We start from the raw sequence: 16174 nt of genomic DNA on the forward strand, positions 1-16174 counted from the left end.
TGACAAAGTGTCTCTCATTTGGCTGTTCCATCCGCGTTCATCCCGTCCATCTGCGGTTGGTTTTCTGGAATTGTAGGAGACCCGAATCCGGAGCCACTGGCGATTCTGCTTAAGCTGTCATCATCCCGGTGGAGGATTTCAACCGCAGATCAACAGGATAAACGCAGAATAAACGCAGGAGTCCTGGTTGCTTCGCGGAGTGGGCGACTTTTTTGAAGACTAACTAAAGTGTCTCTCATTTGGCTTCTGTTCCATCCGCGTTCATCCCGTCCATCTGCGGTTGGTTTTCTGGAATTGTAGGAGACCCGAATCCGGAGCCACTGGCGATTCTGCTTAAGTCGTCATCCTGGTGGAGGATTTCAACCGCATATCAACAGGATAAACGCAGGAGTCCTGATTGCTTCGCGGCGTGGGCGACTTTTTGAAGACTAACAAGAGTGTCTCTCATTTGGCTTCTGTTCCATCCGCGTTCATCCCGTCCATCTGCGGTTGGTTTTCTGGAATTGTAGGAGACCCGAATCCGGAGCCACTGGCGATTCTGCTTAAGCCGTGATCATCCCGGTGGAGGATTTCAACCGCAGATCAACAGGATAAACGCAGGAGTCCTGATTGCTTCGCGGCGTGGGCGACTTTTTGAAGACTAACAAAAGTGTCTCTCATTTGGCTTCTGTTCCATCCGCGTTCATCCCGTTCATCTGCGGTTGGTTTTCTGCAAACGTAGAAGGCGCGAATTGGGAGCCTTTGCTTAGCCGAAGAGGTAGAGACTGGCTTTGACGAGGGCGGCGATGATGCCGATGAGGCCGGCGGCGACGGAGGCGAAACTGACGATGCCACCGCGCTTTTTGGCGGAGAGGGAAAGGAGGACACCGACGATGCCGAAGACAATCGCCGTGATCGCGAGAATCATGCCGAAGGTGGCACCTACGGTGAAGCTGGCGATGGCCGCGACGATGGCGAGGATCGAGGGGATGCTGAACTTGGCTTTGTTGGAGTCACTCATGAAGATTGGCGCTTTTTGCTGTTATTCAGAGACTCGCCTGCCTTGCTTCATTGTCAAGTGAGCGAGGTCACCGAGAAATCAGAGCCGAAAGGCCTTCAGTATTTGGGCGCGCTGGTGGTGGTGGCGGTGCTCGGCTGGTTGTTCATGAGCCTTGATTGGAATGAGGTGGCCGATGGTTTCAGGAAAGTGGACTATCGGCTGCTTCCGGTGCTGGTGATTTTGCTGGCGCTGAATTTCGTGCTGCGGAGCTGGCGCTGGGGGTGGCTGCTTCCAGGAGGGCGTAAGCTGCCGCTGAAGAGTCTGTTGGAAGCGACGGTGTTTGGGTTCATGGCGTCATTTGTTCTGCCATTTCGTGCGGGTGAGGTGGCGCGGCCGTGGATGCTGAGCCGCTGGGAGCCGGTGAGGTTTGGAGCGGGGATGGCAAGCATCGTGGTCGAACGAATCCTGGATGCGCTGGTGGTGGTGGGAATTCTTGGGCTGAGCGTCGGGCACTGGGAATCGACACCGACCTGGCTGGGCGCGGGGGCGAGGTTGTTAGGAGTGGTTGGGGGTTTGGGGATTGCGGGCCTGGTTCTGGCCTATCTGTTTTCGGCAGCGTTTACGAAATTCGGGCAGAAGATGGTCTCGCTGGTGTTTCGCGGGCACTTGGAGATGAAACTGCATGAGTTGGTCGACGAGTTCTTTATCGGGCTGAGGGCGATCAAGTCGTTTTCGCAACTGGCGGTGGTGGTAGTCACATCGATCCTGATGTGGCTTGAAATGGCGGCTTTCTATCAGGTCGGTCTGCACACGATGAGTCTGAGTCTTCCGCTTTGGGCGGGAGTGACGGTGATGGTGCTGGTAGCGCTCGCGGTGGCGGTGCCGGGTTTGCCGGGGTTCCTGGGGACCTTCCAGTTTGGCTGTGTCGGGGCGCTCGCGCTTTATGCGATCGGGAACGAAGAAGCGCTATCTTACTCGATTGTGATGCACGTGGTGCAGGCCGTCGGGATCATCGGCGCCGGCTTGTGGATCTTGAAAGCAAGAGGCCTGAGCTTGAAGGCTGCGATGGAGCGTTGACATGCAATCAACTCAGGGAGGGTGGCATCGTGTCGCCTGCAGCCCTTCACCACAACGCGAAGAATCTTTCCTACTGCTTATGATAGTATCTCTGGACGGTTTTCGCGGTGAAATCCGGAAAGTCGGTGGCGAAGCTTGCCACGCCAAGATCCATCAATTGATAAAACAGCGATTCGTCACGGCTCTGCCAGGGCAGGGTTTGAAACAAGATATCATGAGCCCTCAGTGTGATTCCGGTCTGACGGAGGAATTCCGGTGATGGCTCGAAACCATCCTTGGTGGGCTTGACGTGAATCTGCAGTTGATCGATTCCTTCAAAACCCTCGACCGCGAGTGCGTCCAATCGTTTGGACAAAGTCGCCTCAGGTCCTCCCATCCAGTGCAAGGTCTTGGACTTTGGGGCGAGTTTCTTCCATTCGCGAATCAGCGTGTAGTCGGTGCTGGCGAGGATCAGACGATCGTCCACCTTCGCCTCCTTTGATTGACGAGCAAGCTGGGTGAGATCGACGTTCTTGATATCGACGTAGACCCGGCTGCCGGGCTTGCCATTCATCTGAGCGAACATCTCCTCGATACGAGGAATGCGTTGCCCTTCGAACTCGGGTCCTTTCCAGGCTCCGATGTCGAGAGCGGCCACCTCTTTCCAGGTCAGATCCTCAACTCCCTTCTTCTTCATTTCGGCACTCGCCCGGGGAAGGATCCGGGAGAAGTCCTTGTCGTGAAACGCGACAATGACGCCATCCTTCGTGGTCCTGAGATCCGCTTCGGGAATGGTGCCCAGACTCCAGGCCAGGTCGAAGGTTTCACGGGAATTTTCCGGAGCCAGATTCCCCGCACCGCGGTGGCTCTGGATCACGAAGTCTTCGAGCTTGATATGATCACGGACATTCCATTCGGATCCGCAAGCGAGGGATGAAGAGAGGAGCGACGCGATCAGCGAGGAATACAGGAAAAAGCGCATGGGTCAGCTATCTCCGAGACGTGTCCCCGGACTCAATGGCGAAAACCTGGGCGGGAGTGTCAATTTCGACACCTCGCTCTTAGCGAGGGAGCCTTGACATTCTGTCGGCTGAAAGGGAGATGAGCAGAATGTCCATGCGTTGCAGCGTTCAGGATGCGCGCGCTTCGATGCCTGACTCGCTTTCGTAGTAGAGCGAGGTGATCTCCGATAGCTCTAGTAGTTCGGGATCGGGGAGAAGCATGAGGGCGGTGGACCAGATGTCGGCGGCGGCAGCGGTGGGGGCGGTGAGCCAGACGTGCTTCCAGGGGAGGGCTTGCTCATCGCCGTCGGGGTGGACGATGTGGCTGCCCTGGATGCCGGTGCCGGAGGCGCTGAGGGCGGCGTTCTTGAGCTCGATGCGCTGACGGTCAGCTTCGCCAATGATCTCGACCGGCCAGCTGGTTTCACCGAAGGCGAGCTGGGTGCTGGCGCCAGCGGCGAGGAGGGCGGATTCGACTTGCCACTCGATGAGAAAGTCCTTCAGTCGATCGAGGGCGAAGCCTTTGCCGATGCCGCCGAGGTCGAGGATGCGCCCGGGCGCCTGACAGGTGACGGCGGGGCGGTCGGGATGGATGATGAGGCTGCCTTCGATGGCCGGTGGTGGGCCTTCGCGATGCTCTTTGCGGTGCTCGATGGTGCGGCCGAGAGTGATGTCGAAGAGGCCGCCGGTCTTGCCATAGTATTCGAGCGCAAGGAGCAGGCAGGCGTGGGTTTCCTCGCTGAGATAGAGTGTCTCACCTCCGCGCATGACGTTGATGCGGGCGATGTCGCTGTCTTCGATGAAACGGCTGAGTTTTCCTTCGAGGAGATCGAGTTCTTCGAAGGCTTTGTGCGCAAGGTAGGCGGCGTGGGCGTGCTCGAGATGGCAGATCTTGAGAGTGAAAAGGGTCTTCATCGCTTCGTGTTCGAAGTGATGGGATGGCGGAAGGGTGGTCACGGGGCTTTTCTCAAATGGGAAGATGGTGAACCACGGAATACACAGAATACACGGAAACTCACGAGGTGAAGTATGGACTGCTGATTCTTTAGGTCAGGTGAACTCATTCACTGAAATTCTTACCGTCCGTGTGTGGTGTTTTCCGCGGTTTTTATTCAGGACTGGATGCATCTGGCTTTTTGACAGAAGCGTCCCAGAAGTCGTGGCGGATCCAGACGACCATGGGGGTGTCGGTGCGGAGGCCGCGGGGGACGGGGACGTGAGTGGCGATGAGGGTGTCTGTTAGATCGTTCATGGCGAAGATCACGGGGAGGCGCTCGAGGCTTGGCGGAGCTTCGGGCCAGGCGCCCATTTTGGGATACTTGCGGAGATACCAGGGGAGCGGCCAGTATTCGCTGCCGATGATGGCGACGGGCTCCATGGGCGTGTCGGGGGAGGCGGCGGCAATGGAGTCGAGCCAGGGCTCAAGCGTTTCGATGTCGCCGGCGGTGGGGACGTAGGCGTAGGGGTTGCGGTCGTCGGAAGCGTAACGTCCGGTAGCGTTTCGCGATTGGAACCAGAGCGGGATGAAGGCAAGGGCGATGGCTCCGGCGAGGAGCGGCTTTTTGTTAGGGATGAGGAAAACGGCGAAGCCGGCGAGCAGGCAGACGTGAGCCCAGGGGAGCAGGACGAGCCAGGGGGTCTTGTAGGCGATGAGGCTGTAGATGAGGAAATGGAAGGCGGCGGCGAAGGCGAGGAAGCGGATGGTGGTCTGCGTTTCGCGTGACATGCTTTTCGAAACGAAGCTGGCGATGAAGGCAGCGAGGGCGGCGAGGATGAGCGGGGTTTCGAACCACCAGAGGCCACCGGCATTTTTCGGGAAGATGAGCGGAGTGAGGTAGTAGAAGAAGGGTTTGTCGTGGCCTTCAACGGTCTTGTAGACGAAGTAGGTGCGGAAGGCATCGATGGCGCCGGACCAGCGGGTGAAGTGGTCGGTGTAGTGGAACATCGAGACGGCGAGGGCGATGCTGCCGATGAGGGTGAGGGGTTTCCAGATGAAGAGGAGGGCGGCTTTGATCGATGGGCGGTCGTGGACGAGGAAGAAGGTGAGGACGGCGGCGGCGAACCAGGCGATGAGACTGGTCGCGAAGGTTTCCTTGGTGGCGAACATCAGGCCGATCCAGACGCCGGCGGGCCACCAGCATTTGCGGGCGGCTAACTGGAACAGGGCGAGCACGCCGAAGAGGGCGAGCAGCATTTCATGAATGTACATCCGGCTGTAGTAGACGAGCAGCGGGGAGGTCGCCAAGGCGAGGGCGGCGAGCAGCATCGGGGGCTGGCCGAAGCGCCGGACGCCGAGGAGCGGGAGCAGCACCAGTAGGCAGCCGGCGATGGCGGGGACGAGCCGCAGCGGCTGTTTGTTGAGTTCGCTCCAACTTTTTTCGCCAGCGGCGAGCGCGCTGAGTTCGCCGAGCTCGCTGAGGATCGGACCGTGGTAATGAAGCGGGTCGAAGACGTAAGTGCCTGACTCCAAACGCATGGAAGTGATCTTGGCGCCGGTGGCCTCGTCGGCATGGAAGGGGCGCGAGGCGAGGTCATCGAGCCGCAGGTGGGCGCCGATGGCAAAGATGGCGAGCCAGAGGAGGAAGGTAAAAATGCTTTTCATCGCTTCATGGCCCGTGCTGGTGCAAGTTCACGGGGATGGCGCACGTTGAGGGGAGCATGGAGGATGGAGAGAATCAGGCAACCACGATCCTGGTGACTCCGGTTTGGAAGGATTCCGTACGCCTGCGGGCGTTTGGACGAGAGCTGGCGAACGAGTTGGCGCGGCGGGATTCCGAGCTGCAGTGGATCATCGCAGACGATGGATCGGGCTTTGCCGAAAAGGAAGCGCTCCAACGGCTGTGTCGGGACTTTGAGATGAGCTACCCGAAAGTGCGGGTGCATTTTGCTGCCAAGCACTACGGAAAGGGCTCGGTCGTTCGGGAAGCTTGGTCTCTGGAACCCGAAGCGGCCTACTATGCCTTTGTCGATGCGGATGGCAGCGTGAGTGCGGTGGAGATGCTCGACCTGATCGAGGGTGCTGAGGCTTCGGGCAGATCGACTCTGGCGATCCGCAAGAACACCGAGACGACGAAGGTCGAGGAGGATTTGTGGCGAAAGTTGAGACACTACGGCTTTCTAACAGCATGCCATCGAATCGTCGGCGTGAAATCGCAGGACACGCAGTGCGGGGCGAAGGTGATCAAGGGCGATGACTATCGGGCGATCGCGGAGAACCTGCAGGAGAATGGATTGGCCTTCGATGCGGAGCTGCTGGCCGAGCTATCGGCAGCGGGATTCTCCTGGGATGAAGTGCCAGTGAACTGGTCGAGAAAGGGAGGAAGCCGGGTGCATCCCCTGAATGACGCAGTGGATATGCTGGCGGCGCTCTTTCGGATTCGAAGAAGATTGCGAAAACGCTGAGGGATGAAGCGTTCCAATGCAAAAATTTGAAGCGGATCGCGAAAGAAGAAGGCTAAACTGGGTGGCAATTTGGCTGATGCCAGTCGGAAGTGCGTTGAAGCTCTGAGGGTTTGCTGGCAACTAATTAAGTTTTTAAAATATTTTGATATTCTTTAGGTGTTTGGCTAATATCCCCGGCCATGAACCGTCGCGACTGGCTCCTGCTTTCCGTTTCTGCGCTCGTGCTGCCCTCCTGTGGTCGGCAGATCAAGGCGCGGCATGAGGTTTCTTATAATTTCCAGCACGGCGAGACGGCGAAGCTGATCGATGGTTTGGCCTATGCGCCGAAGGACGCGCCGATGGCGGTGAAGCGGGCGATTCAGGCGGCGAATCGTTTGCAGGGAAAACCATACAAGTGGGGTGGAGGTCATGCGCGTTTGAATGATGACGGCTATGACTGCTCGGGCGCGGTTTCCTATGTGCTGCGCGAGGCGGGACTGATGCAGGGCCAGATGCCATCCAGCGGATTTTTCAACTATGGAAAACGCGGCGAGGGCCGATGGATTACGATTTATGTACGGCCCGGTCATGTTTTCATGACGATTGCCGGCCTGCGCTTCGATACCGGTTGGGGGGCGAATCGGACCGGTCCGAAGTGGTTGACCAAGACCCGCCCCGGCAAAGGGCATGTGATGAGGCACCCGTCCGGACTCTGAAGATGCCGGACGCGTCAACAAGCTCGGCGGCGCCAAGCGGTCCGATTACCCGGCAAAATCCTCCAGGGATTTGAGCACCTTGTCGGCGATGGAGAAATCGAGGCCGGCGGTGGTGCGGTTGGGCACGGCGTAGACGGTCAGGCCGGCTTCCTTGGCAGACTTGACGCCGTTGAGCGAGTCTTCGAAAACGAGGACTTCGGAGGCGGGGAGATCGAGGCGGCGGAGGGCTTCGAGCCAGAGGTCGGGGGCGGGTTTGATGCGCGGGGCATCGCCACGGCAGACGACGGTTTCAAAGTACGAGGTGAGCCGTAGTTTATCGATCCACCCATCGACCCAGAAGTGGGACGAACTGGAGACGACGCCGATGCGGACGCCTTGGGACTTGAGGGATTCAAGAAGCTTCAGCACGCCGGGCATGGGGCCGGCTTGTTCAAGGTCGCGACGGATCTCGACCTGGCGGTCTTCGTCGAGCTGATGCCAGTCGAAGGAGCTTCCGGTGAGTTCTTCGAGGTGGGTCTTGGGCGACCAGGTATCGAAGTCGGAGCCGATGCAGCGGGTATAGATTTCGAGCGGGAGGTCGTGGTCGTGGACTTGGAAGGTGCGAAGCCAAGCCTGGTAGATGGCCCACTCGGTGTCGACGAGGATGCCATCGAAGTCGAAGAGCACGGCGGAGAATTTCATGCGCCGTGGATGGGGGTGGAGGGGTGTGGGTGCAAGGCTGAAGGTGGGGGGGGCGGGTAAATCCGGGCGGGACGCCGCATACCGTCAGTTTAAGAGTTCTGAAGATTTTTGAACCGCAGATGAACAGGATTCACGCAGATGGAGAACGCAGATGGAGACCGGGGTTTTTCTTTTTCCATCTGTGTTGATCCTGTTCATCTGTGGTTGATTTTCTTCGATTTGAAGGGCTAAGCCGACAGTATTGGGTGGGACGCTCCAGCCACGTTCTGAAGCCAGCGGTCCGTTCAGGATTTTGCTGGGAAGTGGACGAGGGTGATGAGTTCGCTTTCCGGAGTTTCGGTGGGGTCGTTGTGGTAGAGCTCGAAGGGTGGGATGCCACGCTTTTGGGAGAAGACATTGGCGCGGCCGTGCATCATGCCGGCGGACCAGGCGTTGCCGAGCTGCGGGTAGGGTCCGGTATGGCGGACGACGTAGCAGTTGCACTCGGGAAGCTCGCCGTTGATCAATCCATCAGGGAGAGAGGAGGGGGCGGTTTCGACGGGAAAGGCGAGCGTGTATTCGGCGGTGCGGGCGACGGGCTTCCACTGGTGATAGATCGAAATGGGAGGCGCGGATGGAGTGGTTTTGGATTGCTCGCACCACTGCACGAGCCTGGCCATGTCGCGCTGCATCGCCGGGCCGATCTCGTCGATGGAGCAGGTGGCGCGGATGCCGACGTAGCGGCAGCCGGGGTAGGACTGGATGCCGGGGAACGCGAGCTTGGAGAGCACCTCACCACCTTCGATGTGTTGCTTGAGCATGGTGAGGCCGCGCTCGTAGTCCATGCCGATAAAGGCGCTCATCATTTTGCTCATCCAGAACATGAAGATCGGGAGCGATCCATTCATCGTCCAGGTGACTTCCGTGCCGTCACCACTGGGCTTGAAGAAGAAAGAGGTTTCGCAGATGGATTTCCATGGTTTGAGGAAAGTCAGCTTGCTGCGGATTTCGTGGGGTGGGTCGTCCTTGATGACTTCCATTTCGCCGCTTCCGGTGATCTTTCCGTCCCAGGCGTAACCCTTGCCATCGTCGGAGTAGCTCAGCTTGCTGTCGGGCTCGGCGATCAGCCATGGGGACCAGGCGGGCCATTGTTTGAAATCCCGGACGGAGGCGTGGACGGTCTCCGCTGGAGCCTGGATGCGAATCGACTTGCTGACGGTGAAGCGAGGCATGCTGGCGAGCATGGATCATGCGAGGCGGGGAGGTGAAGGTGAAAGTGGTGACGGGGCTGCCGGAATCGACGACTGGGAGGCGATCCAAAATCCGTAGAGATTCGGAATGGCGGGATTCTGTGAAAACAGGATGATGCGGAGTGCCTCGGTGCCTCCATGGTGCTGGGCCGGATCAATCTTCTACGAAACGAAACGATGAAAACCTGGATGCTGCTTGTTCTGTTTTTTGCCGGTCTGGTGTCTCCCTTGACTGCCGAGGAGCAGGTGACGGCGGAGCCCCTGGCGGTGAGTGAGAACCACCTGCCGGGAGTAGCGGTGGCTCAGGGCATTACCGAGATCACGGGGGTGGCGATTTCTCCACTGCTCGGTGTTTCTGCGGTCGGATCATGGCAATATTTCAAAGCTCCGGCAGACGTCCGAGACGATCTGCCGTGGTACTGTCAGCCGTGGGCCTGGGGGACGGGATTCATCCTGCTGGCGATGATTTTTCTCAAAGACACGCTGGGTGCGGCGGCGCCGGGAATTTTAAAGAAGCCCTTCGACATGGCAGAGCTGTTTGAAAACAAGGCGAGCGCCTTGGTGGCGAGTGCGGCTTTCGTGCCGCTGGTAGCGCGGGAAATGTCGAAAGGAATGGAGAAGGTCGAGGTGCCCGCGGGGATGCTCGGGCACGAGATGATGGCGGCGATCGATCCCGCCTGGTGGTTGGTTCCGACATCGCTGGTGGCCTTTGGACTGGTGTGGGTGTGCAGCCACGCGATCAATGTGCTGATCATTCTTTCGCCCTTTTCGCTGGTCGACAGCATGTTGAAGATCGCGCGTTTCGGGATGCTCCTAACCATCGGGCTGATGTATTGGATCGCGCCGTGGCTCGGGGCCGCGCTTTGTGTGGTGATCATTCTGATCGCAGCATGGCTGGCACCATCGGCACTGCGCCTGATGATTTTTGGAACCCGTTTCGCGGGCGACGTCCTGTTGCCGTGGCGTGCGAAGACGACGGCAACCCCGGACCGTCCGCATGTGTTCACGCTGGGATCGATTGGCGGTCTGCCATCGAGGACGGGCGGACGCCTGGCGATGAATGGAAACGGCGACTTGGAATTCCGCTATCGGCGCTTCTGCGTGATGCCTGAGACGGCGGTGAGACTGCCGGATGGAGAGCGCCATATCGCCAAGGGTCTGCTCTCCCCGGCGGTCTTCAATGGGGAGGAAAAACAACTGCTGTTCCTTCCACGCTATCGCGGACGGGAGGAGATGCTCGTGGAAGTCATGCACTTCAAGGAAGTGCGTGAGCATCGATTGACGCGTGGTCTCGCTGCGGCCAAGGAGTGGATCAGGGGGGCACTCGGGAGCCGCCGGCAGATTGCCGGATGATGGGGATCAGACGCGGTTTCCCCAGCTGAATGGTTCTTGCCGCGAGCAGGAGCAGTTGTCAGTTTTGCAGTCATCGGAAATCCTCTTATGCCATGAAAGTCACCTCCTTCCTTCTTCTGTACCTGCTTTCCCTCCCTTTGTTCGCCGAGCCGACGGAAGAAAGGGAATGGCGGTCCACGGCGGGAACGACAATCAAGGCTTCGGCGATGAGTCTGGCCGGAGGCGAAGTCGAGTTGAAGTCGGCCGACGGTCGTCTCTTGAAGGTGCCTTTGGACAAGCTATCGGATGAGGACCAGGCGTTTCTCAACGAGCATTTCAAGCAGGAAGAGCTTGAGGCCGAGGCGGGTGAGAGGGGAAAGACGAAGGGAAGCTCCGTGCCGATCGTGAAGGATGGATTGGCCCAGCCGGTCGGAGAGGTTTCCGGACCGATCGATGCCGGCGAGGGTTCGAACTACTTTGTCTATGTGCCCAAGACCCTGCGGGAAGGACGCAAGGCCCCGTTGATGTTCATCACCGGGGCATCTGGAGGAAGTGCGGGTTCGGTGAAACGCTACATTGAGGCGGCCGAAGTGAATGGACAGATCATCGCGGCATCCGTGGAGTCGCGAAATGGAGACGATCATCCGGATGGCAATCATGAGCACAGCAAACGCTGTGTGGCGCATCTTCTGGAGACGTTGCCGATTGATGAAAACCGGGTTTACTTCACAGGCCACTCGGGCGGTGGCGCGATGTCATTCTACAATGCCATGAGGATCACCTCGGCCGGTAACATGCCGATCATCGGCTACGCCCCTGATCAGGAAATGAATACCAAGGGCTACTGTTATGCGATTGGTGGAGCGACGGATTACAACCGTTATCTAACCGCCTATGCGCGGGCTCAGTATGGGAAGCGTGGTGTCCACCGTTTTGTCTCCGGCGGTCATACCAACGGGCCGGACTCCGTGGGGTGTGAAGGCATCACCTGGTTGAATGGTCGCTATCTGGGCGACAACGCAAAGGATGCGGCCCTCGCCAATGAGCGCCAGGATTTCGAGGCGTCGATGATCGACTGGATCAAGGAGTTGCAGGGCCGTGCCGAGCATCGCGCCCACTACTGGTGCGACTTTCTCCTGAACAGCTACGAAATCAAAGGGGCGAACGTTGCGGCGGTTGAAGCTCTGCTTAATGAACTCCAGGCGAACCCCAACAATCTTCGCTACACCGATGGTTTGGTGGAGCTGGATAATTTCTCGGACAGCTTTTACGCCGATGAGGGAGAAGGCGGAGGATCAAAGTTCAACCACACCACCAGCAGAATCGAGAAGGCGGCGGAGCAACTTGCCGAGGAACTCGCAGGTGTCCCCGAGCTGGAAGAACTCGCGAAGCAGCTTGGGGAGAAGACCGTCGGCAAGTGAGCCGACGGATCCATCCGCTCAGTGCTGTGGGCCGCGATCGTGATCGAGGATGAACTTTTTCCCGCGCAGGGTGGAGCCCTTGCAGACTTCGATCACGCGGTCGGCGACGTCCTTGGCGACGTCGATGCGGCTGTTGCGATCGAAAAGTTTGACGTGGCCGATGGAGCCCTGTGGGAGGCCGGCTTCGTTGTAGAGCATGCCGATGATTTCGCCGACCTTCACGCCCTGCTGCTTTCCGAGGGAAAGGAACAGCGGAGTCATGTCGGAGCTGTCCATGTGCTGGGAGGAGCGTTCTCGGCGCTCGCGGCGGTCACCACCCTGTGGCTTTCGCTTGTGCGGTTCGCCACCTCGGCGCGGGCCGCGCTGTCCGGGTTCTTCGCGGTCTTCCTGAATCTGGTTGAACTCACGTCCACCTTCCTCACGGAGCATGGTGAAGAGCACGCTGGCGATATCGGTCGGAGTGAAGCCTTGCTCTAACAAACGGTCGACCTGGGCTTCATAGGAATCGAAGCGGCCTTCGGTGAGGCGCTCCTTGAGATCATCGAAAAGACGGTCGGCGAGGCGGCCTTCGACCTGCTCCTGGGAAGGAACGCGGGCGCGCTTGATCGGGCTGCGGGTGTAGCGCTCGATGGTTTCGAGGCGGTGGACATCGCGGCCAAAGACGAAGCTAACAGCACGACCGCTGCGACCGGCACGGCCGGTGCGGCCGATGCGGTGAACGTAATCCTCGGGATCCTGCGGAAGGTCGTAGTTCACGACGAGGTCGATCTCATCGATGTCGAGCCCGCGGGCGGCGACGTCGGTGGCGACGAGCACTTCAATGGTGCCATCGCGGAAGCGATTCAGCACGCGCTCGCGCATCTGCTGGGTGATGTCGCCGTGCAGGCGGTCGACGGCGTAGCCACGGGCAAGCAGGGCTTCGGTGGCTTCATCAACGGTGCGCTTGGTATTGCAGAAGACGATGGAAAGGCGTGAGACCTCGATGTCGAGGAGGCGGGAAAGCACCTCCACTTTCGAGCGCTGGCGCACTTCGTAGGCGCACTGGTCGATGCTGGTTACGGTCTTGGCCTTCTGCTCGATCTGAATGATTTCCGGATCGTTGCCGAAGCTTTCGATGAGGCTTTTGACGCCCCGGTTCATCGTCGCGGAGAAGAACAGCGCCTGACGCTCGGGTGGGAGGGCGGCGAGGAGTTCCTCCATTTCGTCGCGGAAACCCATGTCGAGCATGCGATCGGCTTCATCGAGAATGATCGTTTTGATCAAATTCGGATCGAGCGAGCCGCGGCGAAGGTGGTCGAGAACGCGGCCGGGGGTGCCGACGACGACGTGGGCACCGGCGCGGAGGGCGCGCAGCTGACGATCCATCGGCGCGCCACCGTAAACGGGGACCGCGTGGAGCTTGCCGAGGGCCGAGCCGAGGCGGTGCACGTCTTCGCAGACCTGGTTGGCCAGCTCGCGGGTCGGGCACAGGATCATCGCCTGGGTGCGGTTGAGATCGAGGTCGAGGCGGGCGAGCATCGGCAAGGTGAAGGCCGCCGTTTTGCCCGAGCCTGTCTGGGAGAGGCCGAAGATGTCCTTGCCGGCGAGGGCCGGCGGGATGGCGAGAGCCTGGATGGGAGATGGGCGTTCAAAGCCGAGTTTTTCAACGGCGGCGAGGAGTTCAGCGGGTAGACCGAGTTCGGAAAAAGGAGGTGTGTCCATGACAAAAGGGCCGCTTCAAGGGGCCATAAGGGTAAACAGAAGGGCTGCGGGGTTGATGTCGCGCGCGCTGCCGGGCTGGGGACATGGCTGCATTTTCCGCTTCTGGCAAGCCGGGAGTTTGTTGTGAGGAAAGGCTGAAGGCATCCTCAGGTCGATTGCCAGCTCGAAAGTGAGCCTGGGAAGATGAGGAATTCCGCAGGCGGCAACCGGGGTGGGCCGATGCTTGCGGCGCCTCCGGTTTTTCCGAGAGGTCACCCTTTTCCTACTGGTGGAGCTGCCACCGATGGGTTCCCTCGGAAGCGCAGAGGTCCGGCTTGCCCCTGGGCTGCCTGCAATTTCCCGGGCTTCAATCCTCGCGGATCCAGACATTCGCGAAGTCGATGGCGTGGCCGTGGTGCTGGAGGCCGATGGGACCCTCGGCGGGGATTTCCGGAAGTTGGGCGTTCTCGATGACCATTTCGTCATTCAGCATGACGCTGAGACGGTCGCCTTTGAGGATGATCATGGTGCGGTTCCATTCGCCGAGAGGTTTGTCCGCTTTCTTCTTGGGAGTCACAGCAGCGCGAACGGCGGCAGCTTGCTTCTTGTCCATCCGGTAGCCGTAAACTTCTCCGGAGCCGACGGGCCAGTTCCAGAGGTTCACCTGGCTCTTCGAATTTCCGCGCAGGTAGATGCCACTGTCGAGTTCTTCGACTTCGACGGTTTCGCCGGTTTCATTACCGTCGGCACCGATGACCGGTCGCTCCATTTTCTTGCCCACGTCAGACCAGCGCCAGTCGAAGACGAGGGTGAAATCCTTGTAGGACTTCTTGCTCCACAGGTCCTTCACTTCGGCGGTACTGCGGCCATCGTACTTGATGATGCCGTTGACCATGGTCCAGTGATCTTCGCTGCCGGGTTCGACCTTCCAGGCGGAGAGGTCCTTGCCTTCGCTGAGCGGCTCGAAACCTGCGGCGCGGACGCCTGCGACATTCGCGGCGGGCGGCCATTCGGTAATGCGGACGTTTCGGAAGGACACCTTATCGCCGTGACCGCAGAAGGCGATCTGGCCCGAGCGGCGTTTGACACCCGCATGGTCGGCGAACTTCTGTTGGAGCTCGCTGAGTTTGCCGGCAGTGATCTGCTGGCCATTGAGTTCCACTTTGACGTCGTCGCCATTGACGATGACGCGCTGGATATTCCATTCGCCGGCAGGTCTGAGAGCGCCTTTTTTCGCCGGAACCATGTTGTAGAGGGAGCCGTGGAACTGGTAGGGCCTGAGGTCTTGGTATTCTTCGGCGGCGTCGTCGAGAATCTGAATCTCCATCCCGGTGTAGGCCGGGTCTCCATGGCCGGGATAGTGGATCCCCAGTCCGTTGTTCGCTCCAGCGGTCAGCTTGAATTCAAGGTCCAGGGCGTAGTTGGCAAAGCGGGAGTCGGACTTGAGTATCCGGCCCTTTGGCGTGCAGACGATGGCTCCGTCTTCGACGACATAGCCCTCGCCGTTCCAGCCAGTGAGGTCTTTTCCATTGAAGAGCGGCAGGGACTCCAAGGGCTCGGCGGAGGCCATGGTGGCCATGGCGGAAAGTAGAAGCAGGTGGGATTTCATGATGGTTGTTAAAGTTCGATGGTTTTTCCGGTGCGAAAGCTTTCGTCGGCGGCGGCTACGATGCGCATGGAGCTCAGGGCATCCTCCATGTGGTCGGTGAGATCGAGCTCGTCGCGGATGGCTCTGAGAAAATACTGCTGCTCGCGATAGCACAAGCCGTCGTGATCAGGTTCGTCGTCGAGGCGGATGACTTCGTCGCTTTGGGTGAAATTTCCATCAGCACCGAGCTCGGCGTGGTGAAGTCTGAGCGCCTGGGTCTGGGTGTGGGCGTCAACGTTGGCACTCTGGCCTTCGGCGGCGGCTTTGTCGGCGACGATCGAGATGCAGCCTTTCGGACCGACCACGTCTTTCACAAAGAAGGCGACTTCGCTCATCATCGGGCCCCATCCGGCTTCATACCAGCCGACCGAGCCGTCTTCGAAGCTCACCTGAAGGTGGCCGTAGTTGATTTTCCCCTCGGGGAGTTCGTCGCTGAGCCGGGCGCCGAGGCCGGAGACACGGACGGGCTTCGACTGGGTCATCCGGCACATCACGTCGACGTAGTGGACGCCGCAATCGACGATCGGCGAGATCGAGGACATGAGGTTTTTGTGGGTCTGCCATTCGCTGCCGAAGGACTGCTGATTGAGGTTCATGCGCATCACCAGCGGCTTGCCGAGGGTGTGCGATATCTCGATGAATTTGATCCAGCTCGGATGGTGGCGGAGGATATATCCAATGACGAGCTTGCGCCCGGCGGCTTTCGCCTTCGCGACGACCCGCTCGGCGGCTTCGACGGTTTCGGCGAGGGGCTTTTCGATGAAGACGTCGCAACCGGCATCGAGCGCGGCGAGGGCGTAGGCTTCGTGGGTGTCCGGGTAGGTGGAAATGCTGACCGCATCCGGCTTGCTGATCTTCAGGGCTTCCTCGTAGCTACTAAACTCCTCATAGTTTCCTCCGAGTTCGGCATTGAGCCTGGCGCGGCTCTCGGGTGAACGGGTGACGATCCCGCAGATTTCGAAGTCGGGGATGGTGTGATAGGCGAGCGCATGGGAGCGGCCCATGTGGCCGGCTCCGACGCAGAGGACGCGGATGGGTTGTGGCATTCTG

At 59.4% G+C, this 16174-nt stretch carries 14 protein-coding genes; 5 read left to right on the forward strand and 9 right to left on the reverse strand.

Annotated elements, in window-relative coordinates:
- Window positions 1-745: 745 nt before the first annotated feature.
- On the reverse strand, window positions 746-1000 hold the full coding sequence (locus ACFQY0_RS12185) for a hypothetical protein (RefSeq protein ID WP_379712724.1): 255 nt from the start codon (window positions 998-1000) through the stop codon (window positions 746-748).
- A 57-nt stretch (window positions 1001-1057) separates the two neighbouring features.
- On the opposite strand from ACFQY0_RS12185, the gene ACFQY0_RS12190 reads away from it, so the two are divergent.
- Window positions 1058-2056: a lysylphosphatidylglycerol synthase transmembrane domain-containing protein gene (locus ACFQY0_RS12190; protein WP_379712726.1), complete on the forward strand. Its 999-nt coding sequence runs from the start codon at window positions 1058-1060 to the stop codon at window positions 2054-2056.
- 70 nt (window positions 2057-2126) lie between these two features.
- Here ACFQY0_RS12190 and ACFQY0_RS12195 read toward each other — a convergent pair whose 3' ends face one another.
- The 3 genes from ACFQY0_RS12195 to ACFQY0_RS12205 form a co-directional block, all read right to left on the reverse strand.
- A complete protein-coding gene (locus ACFQY0_RS12195; RefSeq protein ID WP_379712728.1) occupies window positions 2127-3017 on the reverse strand; it encodes a glycerophosphodiester phosphodiesterase in 891 nt (296 codons plus the stop codon).
- 148 nt (window positions 3018-3165) lie between these two features.
- Window positions 3166-3951, reverse strand: coding sequence for an FAD:protein FMN transferase (locus ACFQY0_RS12200; protein ID WP_379712730.1), 786 nt, complete (start codon window positions 3949-3951; stop codon window positions 3166-3168).
- A 193-nt stretch (window positions 3952-4144) separates the two neighbouring features.
- Window positions 4145-5638 (reverse strand): flippase activity-associated protein Agl23, encoded by a 1494-nt coding sequence (locus ACFQY0_RS12205; protein WP_379712732.1) that lies wholly within the window; start codon window positions 5636-5638, stop codon window positions 4145-4147.
- Window positions 5639-5673: 35 nt separating this feature from the next.
- Between ACFQY0_RS12205 and ACFQY0_RS12210 the strand changes: the two genes are divergently transcribed.
- Together ACFQY0_RS12210 and ACFQY0_RS12215 are read left to right on the forward strand one after the other, a co-directional pair.
- On the forward strand, window positions 5674-6438 hold the full coding sequence (locus ACFQY0_RS12210) for a glycosyltransferase family protein (RefSeq protein WP_379712734.1): 765 nt from the start codon (window positions 5674-5676) through the stop codon (window positions 6436-6438).
- Window positions 6439-6617: 179 nt separating this feature from the next.
- On the forward strand, window positions 6618-7133 hold the full coding sequence (locus ACFQY0_RS12215) for an NlpC/P60 family protein (RefSeq protein WP_379712736.1): 516 nt from the start codon (window positions 6618-6620) through the stop codon (window positions 7131-7133).
- A gap of 45 nt (window positions 7134-7178) precedes the next feature.
- On the opposite strand, the gene ACFQY0_RS12220 is transcribed toward ACFQY0_RS12215, so the two are convergent.
- Together ACFQY0_RS12220 and ACFQY0_RS12225 are read right to left on the reverse strand one after the other, a co-directional pair.
- Window positions 7179-7814 carry an HAD family hydrolase gene (locus ACFQY0_RS12220; protein WP_379712738.1) on the reverse strand — a complete coding sequence of 212 codons (636 nt, stop codon included), beginning with the start codon at window positions 7812-7814 and terminating at the stop codon, window positions 7179-7181.
- Window positions 7815-8098: 284 nt separating this feature from the next.
- The gene (locus tag ACFQY0_RS12225) at window positions 8099-9025 is read right to left on the reverse strand and encodes an SRPBCC family protein (protein ID WP_379712740.1); all 927 of its coding nucleotides are present in this window, start codon (window positions 9023-9025) and stop codon (window positions 8099-8101) included.
- A gap of 195 nt (window positions 9026-9220) precedes the next feature.
- Between ACFQY0_RS12225 and ACFQY0_RS12230 the strand changes: the two genes are divergently transcribed.
- Window positions 9221-10396, forward strand: coding sequence for a hypothetical protein (locus ACFQY0_RS12230; RefSeq protein WP_379712742.1), 1176 nt, complete (start codon window positions 9221-9223; stop codon window positions 10394-10396).
- A gap of 92 nt (window positions 10397-10488) precedes the next feature.
- Entirely contained in the window at window positions 10489-11796 is a 1308-nt protein-coding gene (locus tag ACFQY0_RS12235) for an SHD1 domain-containing protein (protein WP_379712744.1), read from the forward strand.
- Window positions 11797-11814: 18 nt separating this feature from the next.
- Here ACFQY0_RS12235 and ACFQY0_RS12240 read toward each other — a convergent pair whose 3' ends face one another.
- From ACFQY0_RS12240 to ACFQY0_RS12250, 3 genes are all read right to left on the reverse strand, one after another.
- Window positions 11815-13497, reverse strand: a complete 1683-nt coding sequence (locus tag ACFQY0_RS12240; RefSeq protein ID WP_379712746.1) for a DEAD/DEAH box helicase — start codon at window positions 13495-13497, stop codon at window positions 11815-11817.
- 346 nt (window positions 13498-13843) lie between these two features.
- Window positions 13844-15085 carry a 3-keto-disaccharide hydrolase gene (locus ACFQY0_RS12245; protein ID WP_379712748.1) on the reverse strand — a complete coding sequence of 414 codons (1242 nt, stop codon included), beginning with the start codon at window positions 15083-15085 and terminating at the stop codon, window positions 13844-13846.
- Window positions 15086-15093: 8 nt separating this feature from the next.
- Window positions 15094-16170, reverse strand: coding sequence for a Gfo/Idh/MocA family protein (locus tag ACFQY0_RS12250; RefSeq protein ID WP_379712750.1), 1077 nt, complete (start codon window positions 16168-16170; stop codon window positions 15094-15096).
- Window positions 16171-16174 lie beyond the last annotated feature (4 nt).

The sequence above is a fragment of the Haloferula chungangensis genome (genome assembly GCF_042664875.1).
Lineage (GTDB): Bacteria > Verrucomicrobiota > Verrucomicrobiia > Verrucomicrobiales > Akkermansiaceae > Haloferula > Haloferula chungangensis.

What these genes read in the sequence shown, in the direction of transcription:
- ACFQY0_RS12185 (WP_379712724.1), bottom strand. Translation starts at nt 1,000, where the DNA reads ATGAGTGACTCCAACAAAGCCAAGTTCAGCATCCCCTCGATCCTCGCC.
- ACFQY0_RS12195 (WP_379712728.1), bottom strand. Translation starts at nt 3,017, where the DNA reads ATGCGCTTTTTCCTGTATTCCTCGCTGATCGCGTCGCTCCTCTCTTCA.
- ACFQY0_RS12230 (WP_379712742.1), top strand. Translation starts at nt 9,221, where the DNA reads ATGAAAACCTGGATGCTGCTTGTTCTGTTTTTTGCCGGTCTGGTGTCT.
- ACFQY0_RS12205 (WP_379712732.1), bottom strand. Translation starts at nt 5,638, where the DNA reads ATGAAAAGCATTTTTACCTTCCTCCTCTGGCTCGCCATCTTTGCCATC.
- ACFQY0_RS12215 (WP_379712736.1), top strand. Translation starts at nt 6,618, where the DNA reads ATGAACCGTCGCGACTGGCTCCTGCTTTCCGTTTCTGCGCTCGTGCTG.
- ACFQY0_RS12220 (WP_379712738.1), bottom strand. Translation starts at nt 7,814, where the DNA reads ATGAAATTCTCCGCCGTGCTCTTCGACTTCGATGGCATCCTCGTCGAC.
- ACFQY0_RS12225 (WP_379712740.1), bottom strand. Translation starts at nt 9,025, where the DNA reads ATGCCTCGCTTCACCGTCAGCAAGTCGATTCGCATCCAGGCTCCAGCG.
- ACFQY0_RS12235 (WP_379712744.1), top strand. Translation starts at nt 10,489, where the DNA reads ATGAAAGTCACCTCCTTCCTTCTTCTGTACCTGCTTTCCCTCCCTTTG.
- ACFQY0_RS12210 (WP_379712734.1), top strand. Translation starts at nt 5,674, where the DNA reads ATGGCGCACGTTGAGGGGAGCATGGAGGATGGAGAGAATCAGGCAACC.
- ACFQY0_RS12200 (WP_379712730.1), bottom strand. Translation starts at nt 3,951, where the DNA reads ATGAAGACCCTTTTCACTCTCAAGATCTGCCATCTCGAGCACGCCCAC.
- ACFQY0_RS12240 (WP_379712746.1), bottom strand. Translation starts at nt 13,497, where the DNA reads ATGGACACACCTCCTTTTTCCGAACTCGGTCTACCCGCTGAACTCCTC.
- ACFQY0_RS12250 (WP_379712750.1), bottom strand. Translation starts at nt 16,170, where the DNA reads ATGCCACAACCCATCCGCGTCCTCTGCGTCGGAGCCGGCCACATGGGC.
- ACFQY0_RS12245 (WP_379712748.1), bottom strand. Translation starts at nt 15,085, where the DNA reads ATGAAATCCCACCTGCTTCTACTTTCCGCCATGGCCACCATGGCCTCC.